11 protein-coding genes are annotated in these 14,905 nt (G+C 66.5%); 4 read left to right on the top strand and 7 right to left on the bottom strand.

All coding sequences use genetic code 11. The features are described 5' to 3' along the window. Positions 1–113: 113 nt before the first annotated feature. Positions 114–332, top strand: coding sequence for a DUF3820 family protein (locus tag ACQKPE_RS04180; protein WP_427663503.1), 219 nt, complete (start codon positions 114–116; stop codon positions 330–332). A gap of 4 nt (positions 333–336) precedes the next feature. Here the strand turns inward: ACQKPE_RS04180 and ACQKPE_RS04175 are convergent, their stop codons facing one another. The 3 genes from ACQKPE_RS04175 to ptsP are packed head-to-tail and all read right to left on the bottom strand — an operon-like array spanning position 337 to position 5,865. Then, a complete protein-coding gene (locus ACQKPE_RS04175) occupies positions 337–2,064 on the bottom strand; it encodes a PTS fructose-like transporter subunit IIB (RefSeq protein ID WP_427663502.1) in 1,728 nt (575 codons plus the stop codon). Continuing rightward, complete coding sequence (pfkB, locus tag ACQKPE_RS04170; protein WP_427663501.1) at positions 2,061–3,011, bottom strand: 1-phosphofructokinase; 951 nt, start codon at positions 3,009–3,011, stop codon at positions 2,061–2,063. Before pfkB ends, ACQKPE_RS04175 begins: the two co-directional genes overlap by 4 nt. Before the next feature lies 1 nt (position 3,012). After that, positions 3,013–5,865 carry a phosphoenolpyruvate--protein phosphotransferase gene (gene ptsP, locus ACQKPE_RS04165; RefSeq protein WP_427663500.1) on the bottom strand — a complete coding sequence of 951 codons (2,853 nt, stop codon included), beginning with the start codon at positions 5,863–5,865 and terminating at the stop codon, positions 3,013–3,015. 286 nt (positions 5,866–6,151) lie between these two features. Here ptsP and cra point away from each other — a divergent pair, with 286 nt between their 5' ends. Further along, entirely contained in the window at positions 6,152–7,144 is a 993-nt protein-coding gene (gene cra / locus ACQKPE_RS04160; protein ID WP_427663499.1) for a catabolite repressor/activator, read from the top strand. 2 nt (positions 7,145–7,146) lie between these two features. Continuing rightward, entirely contained in the window at positions 7,147–7,923 is a 777-nt protein-coding gene (locus tag ACQKPE_RS04155) for a TatD family hydrolase (protein WP_427663498.1), read from the top strand. Between the two features lie 10 nt (positions 7,924–7,933). Here the strand turns inward: ACQKPE_RS04155 and ACQKPE_RS04150 are convergent, their stop codons facing one another. The 4 genes from ACQKPE_RS04150 to ACQKPE_RS04135 form a co-directional block, all read right to left on the bottom strand. Beyond that, positions 7,934–8,638, bottom strand: a complete 705-nt coding sequence (locus ACQKPE_RS04150; protein WP_427663507.1) for a methyl-accepting chemotaxis protein — start codon at positions 8,636–8,638, stop codon at positions 7,934–7,936. A 1,425-nt stretch (positions 8,639–10,063) separates the two neighbouring features. Then, a complete protein-coding gene (gene ampE / locus ACQKPE_RS04145) occupies positions 10,064–10,897 on the bottom strand; it encodes a regulatory signaling modulator protein AmpE (RefSeq protein ID WP_427663497.1) in 834 nt (277 codons plus the stop codon). Then, positions 10,894–11,457: a 1,6-anhydro-N-acetylmuramyl-L-alanine amidase AmpD gene (gene ampD / locus ACQKPE_RS04140; RefSeq protein ID WP_427663496.1), complete on the bottom strand. Its 564-nt coding sequence runs from the start codon at positions 11,455–11,457 to the stop codon at positions 10,894–10,896. Before ampD ends, ampE begins: the two co-directional genes overlap by 4 nt. A gap of 88 nt (positions 11,458–11,545) precedes the next feature. Beyond that, positions 11,546–13,717, bottom strand: a complete 2,172-nt coding sequence (locus tag ACQKPE_RS04135) for a DUF1631 domain-containing protein (protein WP_427663495.1) — start codon at positions 13,715–13,717, stop codon at positions 11,546–11,548. A gap of 245 nt (positions 13,718–13,962) precedes the next feature. Here ACQKPE_RS04135 and nadC point away from each other — a divergent pair, with 245 nt between their 5' ends. After that, positions 13,963–14,811 carry a carboxylating nicotinate-nucleotide diphosphorylase gene (gene nadC, locus ACQKPE_RS04130; RefSeq protein ID WP_427663494.1) on the top strand — a complete coding sequence of 283 codons (849 nt, stop codon included), beginning with the start codon at positions 13,963–13,965 and terminating at the stop codon, positions 14,809–14,811. Positions 14,812–14,905: the final 94 nt, after the last annotated feature.

Raw genomic sequence — 14,905 nt, 5'->3', positions numbered from 1 at the left:
GCCCGCTCCTACAGGTTCACCATTGTCGCTGTAGGAGCGGGCTTGCCCGCGAAAGGGCCGACACTGGCACGACAAATTCGGTATGGTCAACGCCCGCTATCCGAGGCCCCGCCATGAACCCCGAAACCTTGCAACTGCTGGTTACCCGCACCATGCCTTTCGGCAAGTACCAGGGCCGCCTGATCGCCGACCTGCCCGGCGACTACCTGGCCTGGTTCGCCCGCAAGGGCTTCCCACCCGGCGAGCTGGGCGGCTTGCTGGCGCTGATGCACGAGATCGACCACAACGGCCTGGGCGACCTACTGACACCACTGCGCCAGAAACGCCGCTGAAAACTCAGCTTTTCACCGGCGCCACCGCCAGTTCCACCCGCTCCTCTTTCTTGAGCAGCGCATACACCACCGCCGTCACCAGGCTGCCCGCCAGGATCGCCAACAGGTAAGGCAATGCATGGTTGATGGCATTGGGGATCAGCAGCACGAACAAGCCGCCATGCGGCGCCATCAGCTTGCAGCCGAAGTACATCGACAACGCGCCAGCCAGCGCGCCCCCGGCGATGCTCGCCGGAATCACCCGCAAGGGGTCCTTGGCGGCAAACGGGATCGCACCCTCCGAGATAAAGCACAGGCCCAGCACCAGCGCCGCCTTGCCGGCCTGCCGCTCGCTCTGGGCGAACTTGCGTCGGGCCAAGAAGGTGGCGATGCCCAGGCCGATCGGCGGCACCATGCCCGCCGCCATGGTCGCAGCCATCGGTGCATAGCTCGACGACGCCAGCAGCCCCACCGAGAAGGCATAGGCCGCCTTGTTGATCGGCCCGCCGAGGTCGACGCACATCATGCCGCCCAGCAGCACGCCAAGCAGAATCGCGTTGGTGGTGCCCATGCTGTCGAGAAAGCGCGTGAGCCCGTCCAGCATGGCCGCCACCGGCTGGCCCACCACGTAGATCATCACAAGCCCCGTGAACAGGCTGGCCAGCAGCGGAATGATGAGAATCGGCTTGAGCGCCTCCAGGCTGCTAGGCAGGCGCACGTAGCGGGCGATGGCCTTGGCGCTGTAGCCGGCCAGGAAGCCTGCGACGATGCCGCCAATGAAGCCTGCGCCCAGGGTACTGGCCAACAACCCGCCGATCATGCCAGGGGCCAGGCCGGGGCGATCGGCGATGGACCAGGCGATGTAGCCGGCCAGCAGCGGCACCATCAGCTTGAACGCCGCCTCGCCGCCAATCTGCATCAGCGCCGCAGGCAAGGTGCCGGGTTCCTTGAACGCCTCGATGCCGAAGACGAACGACAAGGCGATCAGCAAACCGCCCGCCACCACCATCGGCAGCATGAACGACACGCCGGTCAGCAGGTGCTTGTACACCCCGGTTTTCTCGGCCTTGTGCGGTGCGGCGTCGCCAGCGCTCTGCGATGTTTCCACCTTGCCCTCGGCCAGGGCCTTGTCGAGGGTCGCGCGGGCCTGCTTGAGGGCGATGCCAGTACCACAGCGATAGATGCGCTTGCCCGAGAAGCGCGCGGTCGGCACTTCGATATCGGCGGCCAGCAGCACCACGTCGGCCTCGGCGATGGCCTGGGCCGACAGGGGGTTACGTGCACCGACCGAGCCCTGGGTTTCCACCGTGAGCTGGTAGCCCAGCGCCGCAGCCGCCTGCTGCAAGGCCTCGGCGGCCATGAAGGTGTGCGCCACGCCGGTAGGGCAAGCGGTGACTGCGACGACCTTCACGCGCTCGGTCGCCGCCTCGGCCAACCCATCTGGCAACAACTGGGCATTCGCCTGGGCTTCGTCGAGGAAACTCTCGCGGTCGGCCAGGGCCTGGGCCGGGGTGCTCTGGTAGAGCCGCTTGCCGACGAAGCGAGCAAGGTCCACAGGCCCTGTGCTGACCACCAGCACCCAGTCGGCCTCGGCGATCTGCGCCGCACTCAGGCGCCGCTCGGGGTGCTCGGCATCCCATACCTCGACACTGGTAGCCCAGCCCCGCCGCTGCGCAGCGGCGGCCAGCAGGCGTGCGCTCAGCACGCTGGAGACCTGGCCGTTGGGGCAGGCGGTGACAATGGCGATGTTCATCGGCAGCCCTCTGGGTCTTGTTCTGTGAGTTGCACGCCGGCTTCAAGCTGCGCCAGTTGTGCATGGTCGCGAATACCGAAGCCCACCTGCGACACCGCCTGGGCCGCGATGGCCGTGGCGCGGCCCAAGGTGTGTGCGGCGGGTTCGACTTGCAGCAGGCCGTGCACCATGCCCGCCAGCAGCGAGTCGCCCGCGCCGACCGTGCTGGCCACTTCAACGAGCGGTGGCCGGGCATGCAGCGCCAGGTCGCGAGCGAACCAGCTCACGCCCTGCTCGCCCTGGGACACCACCACATGCTCAACGCCAGAGGCCAGCAAGCGTGCCGCAGCGGCGCGCTGCTCGGCCTGGCTGTGCACGGGCACCCCAAGCACCTCACTGAGTTCATCGGTGTTCGGCTTCACCAGCCAAGGCAAGCTTTCCAGCCCCGCACGCAACGCCTCGCCGCTGGTATCCAGGGCCACTTTCAGGCCATGGGCGCGCAGTTGCAGCAGCAGTTTGCGCAACCAGCTGGGGCTGATGCCGGGCGGCAGGCTACCGGCCACCACCGCCACTTCGTGGCCCTCGACGAGCTGCTCCAGACGCGCCAGCAAGGTCAACTGGGCCTGATCATCGATCATTGGCCCCTGGCCATTGATATCCGTGACCCGGCCATTGCCCTCCACCAGCTTGATGTTGCTGCGGGTTTCCCCGGCCACACGGACGAAGCCATCGGCAAAGCCGCGCCGGGCGATCAGCGCTTCGAACGGCGGCAGGTTGTCGCGGCCGAGAAAGCCGGCCACGGTGATGCTGTGACCCAGGTCGGCGAGCACCTGGGCGACGTTCAGGCCCTTGCCCGCCGCGTGGCTGTGCTGGGACTGGGCGCGGTTGACCTGGCCGGCGCGCAAGTGGTCCACGCCAACGGTGATGTCCAGCGCCGGGTTGAGGGTAAGGGTGAGGATCTTGGCCATGTCAGTAACGCTCCACCAGCGCCCGTACTGCCTCGGCGCTGTCCTGTTGCAAGGCCTCGCACGCCAGGGCGCGAGCTTTCTGTTGATCGGCCTGGCGCACCAGTGCCTTGACTTCGGCGACGCTACGGGCGGCGACGCTCAGTTCGTCGACGTCCAGCCCCAGCAACACCGGCACCGCCTGCGGGTCGGCGGCCAGTTCGCCGCACACCCCCACCCACTTGCCGTGGGCATGGGCCGCGCGCACAGTCATGTCGACCAGCGCCAACACTGCCGGGTGCAGGCCATCGGCCTGGGCCGACAGGCTCGGGTGGCCGCGGTCGATGGCCAGGGTGTACTGGGTGAGGTCGTTGGTGCCGATGCTGAAAAAGTCCACTTCGCGCGCCAATTGCGGCGCCAGCAAGGCGGCCGAGGGCACCTCGACCATGATGCCGACCTGCAGGTCGGCTACCGGAATCTCTGCACGCAGGCGCTCGACCATGGCCTTGGCCGCGCGCCATTCCTGCGCTTGGCCAACCATTGGGAACATGATGCGCAGGGGCCGGTCGTCTGCGGCCCGCAGCAGCGCACGCAACTGGTCTTCCATGATGTGCGGCTGCTGCAAGGTCAGGCGCACGCCGCGTACGCCGAGAAACGGATTGTCCTCGGCGGCGATCGGCCAGTAAGGCAAGGGTTTGTCGCCGCCAACATCCAGGGTGCGCACCACCAGCGGTCGTCCAGCAAGGCCCTCGAGCACGCGGCGGTATTCGGCTTCCTGGGTGGCCACGTCCGGTGCTTGCCGGTGGGCCATGAAGATCAGTTCGGTGCGCAGCAGGCCAACCCCTTCGGCGCCCTGCTCCACCACCTGGTCGATACCGCTGCTGTCACCGATGTTGGCGAACACCTCGACCGTATGGCCGTCGCGGGTCACCGCAGGTGCGTGACGATTGGCCCAGGCGGCTTGCAAGCGTTGTTCGCGCAGGTCGCGTTCGGCCAGGGCACGTTGCAATTCGTGCTCCGGCGGGGCCACGCTGAGCTTGCCGCGCTGGCCGTCGAGCAGCAGTGGCGTGCCGTTTTCCAACAACAGGATCGCCTCGCCCAGTCCGACCACGGCGGGAATACCCAGGGCGCGGGCAACGATGGCGCTGTGGGCCGTGGCGCCACCATAGGCCGTGACGATGCCCGCGACCCGCGCGGGGTCCAGGCGGGCCACGTCGGAGGGACCGACCTCGGCCATCACCAGCACATAAGGCTGCTCGGGCTCGGCCTGCTCGCTTACGCCACACAACTGCGCCAGCACCCGGCGGCCCACATCACGCAGGTCGGCTGCGCGCTCGGCGAGCAGGGCATCGTGCAAGGCTTCCTGCTGACGGGCAGCGGCATCGATCACCGCCATCCACGCGGCGGCAGCGCTTTCGCCTTGGGCCAGGCGCAGGGCAACTTCGTCGCCCAACGCGGGGTCAGCGAGCATTTCCTGGTGGGTGACGAAGATCTCGGCGATGGCCTTGTCGCTGCGTTGCACCAGCGTCTGAAGCTCGGCCTGCACCGCCGCCAGGGCCTGCTGCAGGCGCTGGCGTTCGTGGCTGGGCGACTCGCCACGCAGCGGGTAGTCGATAACGCGCTCCACGCAGACATGGGCCGGGCCGCTGGCGATGCCAGGGGCAGCACCGACACCCTGGACAGAGCTGCCGGCTGATGGAGCCTGCAATGCCGTCGGGGCCAGTTCGATGGTCTGCGGGGTCACCTTAGGCACAGGCTCCACTTCCTCGCCCAGGCCTTGCTCGATGGCGGCCAGCAGCAGCGGCAGTACGTCGTTGGCGATAGTCGGTTCGGCGACCAGCTCCAGCACCTGGCCACGCCGAGCGCCCAGGCCCAGCAACTTGCTCAGGCTCTTCGCCGACACCGCCGCCTGGCCGCTATCGGCCAGGCGCACGCGAATCTCACCTTCAAAGCCCTTGGCCAACTGCGCCAGCACCTTGGCCGGGCGCGCATGCAGGCCATGGGGGTTGGCCAGCACCACCCGCGCACCAGGCCAGTCGGCCGGCGCCTCGCCGCCCAGTACCTGGAGCACATCGCGGCTGCTGGCGGCCTGGTACAGGGTCTGCCCGCGCCCCTCGATCAACACCTGGCACAGGCGTTCGAGCAATGCCTGGTGCGCAGCCCCCAGGCTGGCCAGGCAGAACAGGCCATTGAGCGGCTGCCCGGCATGGCGCAGCGGCTGCTGCGGGGTGACGAAGGCCAGGCCCGGCTGGCGTACCCCACGTTCGCTGTGCAACCACCACAGGCCCTCGCCCAGCGGCAGCGGCTCGGCCTGTTGCAACTGCGTGGCAAAGCCGCTTTCAACCGCCCCGGCGCGCTGGAGCAAGCGCGCACCGCGCCAGGCCAGTTCTTCGAAATCGTCAGCAGGCAGGTTCAGGCCGATCAGTTGCGCATCCAGTTCGAGTTCGCGCGGCGCGCCTTGCAGCAGCTTGAGCAACGCCTCGGCGGAGCTTGCCCGGCGCAAGGCTTCAGCCAGGTCGGTCTCGCCCAGGGCGCGGGTCAGCAGTTGCAGCAGGCGCAGGTGCTCGTCGGAGCGCGCGGCAATGCCGATGGCCAGGTACACCACCTGACCATCGCCCCAGTCCACGCCCTCGGGAAACTGCAACAGGCGTACGCCGGTGGTGAACACCAGGTCGCGGGTCTGCGGTGTGCCATGGGGAATGGCGATGCCCTGGCCAAGGAAGGTGGAGCCTTGCGCCTCTCGGGCCTGCAAGCCCTCCAGGTAACCCTCGGCAACCAGCCCGTCGGCAACCAACTGGCCAGCCAGCAGGCGCAGGGCCTCGGCTTTGTCGGCGGCCGCCTGGCCCATGGCTATCTGCTCCTTGGCGAGCTCGAGCATGACCTTCTCCTTTGCAGTCTCCAGGGTTGGGACTGAGGTTATTGTTGTGCAATTCAGCGTTCTTTTGCATCGCGAGGCAAACAGGCCTGCCCCGCCAAAATCGATGTCAAATTGCAAGCTGAAACGTTTAATCTGACCAGGCGGCCACGTTACTCGATAATCTGCCAGGGAAAAAGCCCCATTTTGTCGGACAATTGCGACAATAGTCGGCTGCTATTGCACACAGTTTTGCGCGACACTACCCGTCAGGCTTCGCAGCCCACCCGGCAATAACAAGGAAAACTCGGTGAAACTCAGCGATATCGCGCGTCTGGCCGGTGTGTCCGTGACCACCGCCAGCTACGTCATCAATGGCAAGGCCGAACAGCAGCGCATCAGCAGCGCTACCGTCGAACGCGTACGCGCAGTGGTCGATGCCCACGGCTTTACGCCCAACCCGCAGGCCGCAGGTTTGCGTAGCCGCCACACGCGCACCCTCGGCTTCATTCTCCCCGACCTGGAAAACCCCAGCTACGCGCGCATCGCCAAGCAGCTCGAACAAGGCGCGCGGGCGCGCGGCTACCAATTGCTGATCGCCAGCAGCGACGACCAACCCGACAGCGAGCGCCAGTTGCAGGCGCTGTTCCGCGCCCGACGCTGCGACGCGCTGTTCGTCGCCAGTTGCCTGCCCGCCGAAGACGACAGCTACCGCGAGCTGCAAGCCAAGGGCCTGCCGGTGATCGCCATCGACCGGCGCCTGGACCCTGCACACTTCTGCTCGGTGATCAGCGACGACCGCGAGGCCAGCCGCCAGCTCGCCGAGAGCCTACTGGCCACCCGCCCGCGCAGCATCGCCTTGATCGGCGCCCGGCCCGAGCTGTCGGTCAGCCAGGCCCGTGCGGGGGGCTTCGACGAAGCCATGCAGCGCTTCGACGGCGAAGTACGTCGCTACCAGGGCGAGGCCTTCAGCCGCGCCTGCGGCCAGCAGCTGATGGCGCAGCTGGTCGACGAACTGGGCGGCCTGCCCGATGCGCTGGTCACCACTTCCTACGTGCTGCTGCAAGGCGTGTTCGACACCTTGCAGGCGCGCCCAGCCGATTCGCGCCAGCTACAACTGGGCACCTTCGGCGACAACCAACTGCTGGACTTCCTGCCCCTGCCGGTCAACGCCATGGCCCAGCAACACGGGCAGATCGCCGCCACCGCCCTGGAACTGGCGCTGGCCGCAATCGAAGACAAGCACTACGCACCCGGCGTGCACGCCGTGCCGCGCACCTTCAAACGCCGTATCACAGGCTGACCATGCGCCTGATCGACACCCACACCCACCTGGACTTCCCCGACTTCGACGGCGACCGCGAGGGCCTGCTGGCCAATGCCCAAGCCAGCGGTGTGGAGCGCATGGTGGTGCTGGGGGTGTATCAGGACAACTGGCAGCGAGTGTGGGACCTGGCCTGTAGCGATGCACGCCTGCCAGCAGCGCTGGGCCTGCACCCGGTCTACCTCGAGCAGCACCGGCCCGAGCACCTGGTGCAGCTGCGCGCGTGGCTGGAGCGCCTGCACGGCGACCCGCGTTTGTGCGCGGTGGGTGAGTTCGGCCTGGACTACTACCTGCCGGAACTGGACAAGCAGCGCCAACAGGACCTGTTCGAAGCGCAGCTGCAACTGGCCTGCGACTTCGCCCTACCCTCGCTGCTGCACGTGCGCCGCAGCCATGCGCAGGTAATCGCTACGCTCAAGCGCTACAAGCCGGCGCGGGGCGGCATCATCCATGCGTTTGCGGGCAGTTATGAGGAGGCGCGCGAGTACATCAAGCTCGGTTTCTTCCTGGGCCTGGGCGGCGCCGCCACCTGGCCCCAGGCCCTGCGCCTGCGCAAGACCCTGCCGCGCCTGCCGCTGGACAGCGTGGTGCTGGAGACCGATGCGCCGGATATGGCGCCGGTGATGTTCCCGGGTGTGCGCAACAGCCCGGAGCACCTGCCGGCGATTGCCGAGGCGCTGGCCGAGGTGATGGGGGTTCAAATGCGGGAGCTGGCCGAGGCGAGCACCCGCAATGCCTGTGAGCTGTTTGGCTGGTAGGGCGGCGCAGCTAGACCCTGAACGCCCCGATCAGCCGCTTCAACTCCACCACCTGCGCCGACAACGCCCGGCTGGCATCCTCGGTCTGGCAAGCGCCTTCGGTGGTGTCCTGGGCCGCCCGGTTGATCGCCACGATGTTCTGGTCGATATCGTGAGCCACCGCCGTCTGCTGCTCCACCGCCGCCGCGATCTGCTGGTTCTGCTCGACGATGCCCCCCACCGCCGCGAGGATATTGCCCAGCGCCTGCTGCACCTGGCGCGCCTCATCCACCGTACCCGCCGCCATCTGGTGGCTGCTGCCCATGGCCCGCACCGCAGCGCCCACGCCCTCCTGCAAACGCTGGATCATCTGCGCGATTTCCTCGGTAGAGTCCTGGGTGCGTCGCGCCAAGGTGCGCACCTCGTCGGCCACCACCGCGAAGCCCCGACCCTGCTCACCGGCACGGGCCGCCTCGATGGCCGCGTTGAGGGCCAGCAGGTTGGTCTGCTCGGCGATGCTGCGGATCACCTCCAGCACCCGCCCAATGGACTGGCTGTCGTTGGCCAACTGGTCGATCGTCGAGACGCTCTGGTCGATCTCACCGGCCAGGCGGGCAATGCTGTCCTGCTGGTGCTCCACCAGGCCGCGCCCGTTGGCGCTCTCGCGGTTGACCTGCTGCGCACCATCGGCCGCCAGCGCTGCGCTGCGCGCCACCTCCTGGGCGGTGGCGCTCATCTGGTTCATTGCCGTGGCCACCTGCTCGATCTGTTCGCGTTGGCCGCTGACTGCCTGGTTGCTGCGCGTCGACACCGCCAGCACCTGGCCGGCCTGTTCCTCGACGCTGGCCACCGTGCGCCCGACCTGCTCGATCAGCCCACGAATGCGTCGCACCGTCTCGCTGAAGCCACGCCCCAGCTCGCCCAACTCGTCCTGGCTGTTGGCCTGGAAGCTCACGGTCATGTCGCCGTCGGCCACTTTGTCCATGGCCGCGCCGAGCTTGCCCAGGGTTTCACGGGTCGACACATAGAAGCCGCCGTACAGGTAAAGGATCAGCAGCAACACCGTCGCCAGCGCCGCGACCAGGGCAACCATGCGCCAACGGTGCTCGCCGAGGCGCTCCTGCAACTGCTGCTGCAAGTGGGCGATGACGGCGTCGTTGAGCTGGTAGGTCTGGGCCATCAAGCCGCTGACCTGCTCATGGAAAGCGGGCCACGGGGCATCCAGGCTCTCGGCCACGATCACCTGGTCCTCGAACAGCGTCGCAGCCTGCTTCACGGTGGCCTGGCTGGCCTCGGCAGCGCTGCCCAGCGCAGCACGCACTGCGGCATCTGCGGACAAGGCATCGTCCAGGCGCAAGGCATAGTCGGCCGACAGCCGCTCAAGACGCTGCAACAGGTCTTCGAAGCGGGCACTGCCGGAGGAGTCGATAAAGCCGCGCCCCAAGGCCACGGCCCCCATCGCCCGACCTTCCCCAAGCACCTGGGTGACCTGGCCGGTGGCGCTGCCCAGCAGCTCGCTCAATTGGCGTACCGACGCCTGGCTGTCCTGGGTCAGGCCAGCCTGGCTGGCCACCTGCTTGTTGAACACCTGGGCCTGGGCCAGCAGCTTGTCGAACAGCGCCGTCTTGTTCTGCAACGACGACTCGCCACGGGCCTGGGCGAAGGCCTCGGCCAGCTCGACGCGCTTGGCTTCGAGGTGTTCGTCGTTGCCTTGCAAGGCCTGGAGTTGCGCCTGCACCTTGTCTTGCAGTGCGCCGATCCGCGTCTCGACATCACCGGCCTGGCCCGACTGGCCTAGCACGGCATTGATCTGCAACAGGCTGCCCAGGCTTTCGAGGTCGTTGCGCAAGGCCAAGCTGCCGGCCAACGGGCCAAGGCCGTGCAACTCCATGCTGGTGGCGTCGAACTGGCGGTAGGCATCACGCACGAGGTAGAAGCTGGTGACCAGCATGGGCAGGAAGAACAGAACACTGACCAGGCTGAACTTCATGCCGAAGCTCAGCCGGTTCATCAGTGCGATGGCCGGATGGAGCAGCAGCTTCATGGATCACCTCCTTGGATTCTTGTTGTTCTACGGTGTAGCACTAGGCCATTAACGGCCAATGCTTTGTATAGCGCAGAATGAACCCAAGGTTTGTAACTTAAAGTTAAGCGGCGCTGCTCAACCCAGCACTGTCCACAGGGCGAACGCCGCATACCACAGCACCGCGCAGCGCAGCAGCAGCTCCCACAGGCTATCCAGACGCCCCAGGCCGCGCTGGGCGTCCTCTTCTTCCTCGGGAATGTCGTCGGCCACCCGGCCGACGCGCGCCACCAACTGACCGGCACTGATATGCCAATTGAGCACTTCGTGCAGCATTACCCGGGTGACCGAGACGAAATTGCCGACCAGCGCAAAGCTCATGGCCAGCACCCGCACCGGCAGCCAGTCGAAGGCATGACGCAGCTGCGCGGCACGCTCCTTGAGCGCGGGCTGGTGGCTGTTGGCGGCACTCAGGGCCAGCAGGCGATAGGCCAGCGCCGCCGCCGGGCCGAGCAGGAAATACCAGAAGATCACCGCGAAAAAGCTCTGGTAGGCCTGCCACAGCAGGTTGCCCTGCACCCGCGCCAGCAGGTCGCGCGGGTCGTCCGCGGCCAAGCCCAGGTCACGCTCGGCGACATGCAGCGCGGCCTGCTGGTCGCCGCGGCGCCAGGCATCGCGGAACGCGCCAAGCGCCGCCTTGGCGTCGCCACGCCCAAGGCTGTAGAGCAACACCAGCACATGTACCGACAATGCCAACAGCCCATAGGCCACCGGCTCCAGCACATACAGCAGCAGGCTCAGCAACGCCACCGGGGCCAGCACCACGATCGCCAGGCTCCACCAGGGGTGCACCTTGCCACTGCGCTCCAGGCGCACCAGTTCGCCCAGGAAGAAACCGTCGCGTTGTACCCGCGGGCGCAAGGCCGAGAATTTCTCGATCCACAGCACCAGCACCAACACCAGGAAACTCATGTATTGCCCTCTTCGTTCAGCGCGGCTCGGTAGCGCTGCCAGTCGAATGCCGGCCCCGGGTCGGTCTTGCGTTGCGGGGCAATGTCGTTGTGGCCCTGGATGCGCTCAAGGCCAATCACCGGCCAGGCGTTGCGAATCTGCCCGGTCAGCTGCTGCAAGGCAAGGTACTGGGCATCGGTGTAGGGCAGCTCGTCGGTGCCTTCCAGCTCGATGCCGATGGAAAAGTCATTGCAGCCTTCGCGGCCATCGAAGCTTGATACCCCGGCATGCCAGGCACGGTCGAGCAGCGAAACGAACTGGGTCACCGCCCCGTCGCGCTCGATGAACAGGTGCGCCGACACGGTGAGGTGGCAGATGCTCGCGAAGTAGGGATGTTCGGCCGGGTCGAGCTGGTTCTGGAAGAACTGCTGGACCTTGCCGGTGCCGAAACAGGCTGGCGGCAGGCTGATGTTATGGATCACCAGCAGGGAGATCGCTTCGCCATCGGGGCGGGCGTTGAAATTCGGCGAAGGGCAGTGGGTGACACCGGAGAACCAGCCAGTGGAGCGGTCCAGTTGCATGAAAAGGTCCTGAAAAGCGCCGGGTACGAGCGGCCAGTATGCCGTGGGGTGGGGCGGCTTGCATGTAAATGATTGTGCCGCCGCGCGCTCAGCGCGCCTGCTGGCGCCGCAGGTCTTCGAGCACGGACTCCAGCGCCCGCTCGAACAACAAGCCATCGTCCAGCACCCGCGCCTCGCCCCGGCGCAGCGCATGCGCCAGGCCGTGGCTGTTCCACTCGCGCACTTTCATGCCGGTGCGGTTGGCGAACACCAGACGGTCGCGGCTGTCGATACGCGCTACCAGTTTGCAGCGCAGTGGCTCGTCCTCGTCGGACACCTCGATCCAGGTACCGACTCGCAACCTTTGCACCTGCTTGAGCTCAGGGCCTTGGCCATCCTGCATGGGCAGCGTTTCGAAGGCCGGTTCCTCGGCAATCGCCAGGACGATGTCCTGCTCCACCCGTACTTCATCGAGCTGCGCGGCCAGGACATCCAGGCTGCCCGGCTCGGCGCAGGCACGCAGGTGCAGTTGTTCCAGGCGCAAGAAGAAGTCACGCAGCATCGCCGAATCCAGCGCGACCCCCGCCAGGCCGCCCCGCAGCGCCTTGAGCAAGCCCGGTACCTGTGCCAGCAGGCGCTGGCGCGCCTCGGCATGGGGGTGCGGGGCAATGCTGGCGAGCAGCGCATCCAGCGTCGCCAGCGCCTCGCCCCAGGCCGGCGAGTCTTCGCCGTGCTTGAGCCACGCCAGCAGCAACACTTGGCTCCAGCCTTGTACCAGCACCTGCACCACCACGTGCGGCAAGATATGGCCGCGCAGGCGCTCGCTGAGCACCCGCTCGACCTGTCGCCGCGCCTGCATGGCCTTGGCCCGGCCCTCCTCGGCGTCGCGGGTACGCTGTTCGAGCAGGTCATTGCGGCGCCGCTCTTCGGTGCTGAAGTTCAGGAACTCCTCAAGCAGCTCGCCGAACAGTTGCGAGTCGTCGGTGAAATCGTTGAGCAGCCGCTGGACGATACGCGCCACACGCAACTGCAAGCTGTCGCGCAGCCCCTCGCCACAGTTTTCCCAGCCGATGGCGATGGTGGCGATTTCATTGAGCAGGCGCCGCGCAGGGTGGCTGGCGCGGCTGAACAGCGATTTGTCCAGCAGCGCCACCTTGAGCAGCGGGATGTGCAAACGACCGATCAGGCCGCGCAGTGGCTCGGGCAGGTTGTCGTCAGCCTGTATGTAGCCGAACACCAGGCCGACCAGGTTGATGATGTCTTCGTCGGTGTTGGCGATACGTCGCCGGCTACCGCTGCGCACACTCACCCGCAGCAACAGTTGCTCAAGTTGCTGGCCCAGGTCGAAATCGTCGGCTTCGGAAGGGCCGGGTACATAGTGTTGCAGGTGCGTGAGCAGGCGCAGCAGGTCGGAACTGCCAATCGTTTGCGCTGAGGCGACGCTTTGCAAGCGGGGGGCGAAACGTCCGCGCGCGGGGGCCAGTAATGCCTCGAGCGAGGCCAGGAAAGCCAGGCCTGCGCTGTCAGCACCAATATCCAGGCTGCTGTCCAGCCTGCCCGGGGCACGCTGCGCCGCGTGCCGACGGTCTTCGGCACGCCGACGTGGCGCAGGGGCCAGCTCGGGCAGCACGCCAGCGGCGGCCAGCGCTTGGTTGGCATCGCCATACAGCAGGTCGGCATCGCGCAGTACATAGCGTTCGAACAGCTTGAGCAGGATCAACTTGACCTGCAGCCCTACCCCGAGGTTACGCCCTGCTTCCAGGAAGAACTCGCAGAGGCGCCCGGGCGCCAGGGGGTTGTGCTGCTCATCGAGCGGCAGTTCCAGCAGTGCCTCGAAACGTTGTTGCAATTGCCCCAGGGCAAAGCCGTCACGCGACAACACGCGGTCGACCATACCGGCGACGGCCTTGTCACGTTCGACATGCGCCATGCCGCGGGCGGGCTCGGCCATCGCCAGCAGAACCTGCGGCTCGGGCAGGCCGATGCGGGCGAAATGTTCGTAGAAGATGTCGAGGAAGCCACGTTCGATGCTTTTGCGCTTCAGGCGCAGGTCGCGCATGGCCTCGAAGTACAGGTGCTGGCGGGGGTTGGCGCCGGTCTTGTCGGCCATCTCGAACAACGCGTCGTCGGCATTGTCGAACAGCGCCTGCAAGCCCAGGCGCAATTGCAGCGCCGCCTTGTCGCGCACTTGCAGGAGCAATACGGGAAGGCCAGGCAGAGGCATGCGCCCCGCTCGGTCGATGGCCGCCGCCATGGGCACCACCTTGCCTTCTTCGTGCATCCCGAACTCCTTGATGGGTGTGATTGGATTGCGTCGCAAAAATTCGTCAAAGCTATGACGCCAATAACTAGACGCCCATTATCAGGGAAAATTCCTACAGCTGCCAGCGCACATTCATCCGGACTTCAAGGACCACGAATTTCGCCAAATGCTCCCCGCGACCCGACCAAAGGTCATTTGTCTTGCGGCTGTACAGCACAGGCCCCTGCCCTATAATCGCCGGCATCTAGCTTGTGGAGCCGAACATGCCGAACCTACGCCTCGCCGACCTCACCGCCGAAATCGAATCCAACGTGCGCCGCGCGCTGCTGGAAGACATCGGCAGCGGCGACATCACTGCCCAGTTGATCCCGGCCGAGCGCCTGGCCAAGGCGACCATCATCACCCGCGATGACTGCGTGATCGCCGGTACCGCCTGGGTCGACGCGGTGTTCCGCCAGCTCGACCCACGGGTGGCGGTGCACTGGCAGGTAGCCGATGGCGAACGGGCCATGGCCAACCAGGTGCTGTTCCACCTCGAAGGCCCGGCGCGCTCGCTGCTCAGCGGCGAACGCTCGGCCTTGAACTTCCTGCAGATGCTGTCGGGCGTCGCCACCCGCGCACGCTTTCTCGCCGACCTGGTCGAGGGCACCCAGGTGCGCCTGCTCGATACCCGCAAGACCCTGCCGGGCCTGCGCCTGGCGCAGAAGTACGCCGTGACCTGCGGCGGTTGCCATAACCACCGCATCGGCCTGTACGACGCCTTCCTGATCAAGGAAAACCACATCGCCGCCAGCGGTGGCGTGGCCGAGGCCGTGGCTGCGGCGCACCGCATCGCCCCGGGCAAGCCGGTGGAAATCGAAGTGGAAAGCCTGGACGAACTGCGCCAGGCCCTGGCGGCTGGGGCCGATATCGTCATGCTCGACGAGCTGAACCTGGACGAAATGCGCGAAGCGGTGCGTATCAACGCGGGCAAGGCCAAGCTGGAGGCCAGCGGTGGGGTCAACGAAACGACCTTGCGAGTGATCGCAGAGACCGGCGTGGACTACATCTCCATCGGCGCCATGACCAAGGATGTGAAGGCGGTCGACCTGTCGATGCGACTGAGCCTGTAGTTGCGCTGATTGCGTTCGGGCTTTTCGGCGTTGCCTCAGCGCTGGAAAGCTTGGCCGTATAACATGCTGCATTTTCGTTTTTGTTAGTTTGCCT

The organism is Pseudomonas sp. NPDC089554 (genome assembly GCF_050280645.1).
In the GTDB taxonomy this organism is placed as follows: Bacteria; Pseudomonadota; Gammaproteobacteria; order Pseudomonadales; family Pseudomonadaceae; genus Aquipseudomonas.
This window is presented reverse-complemented; position numbering and strand designations above follow the sequence as displayed.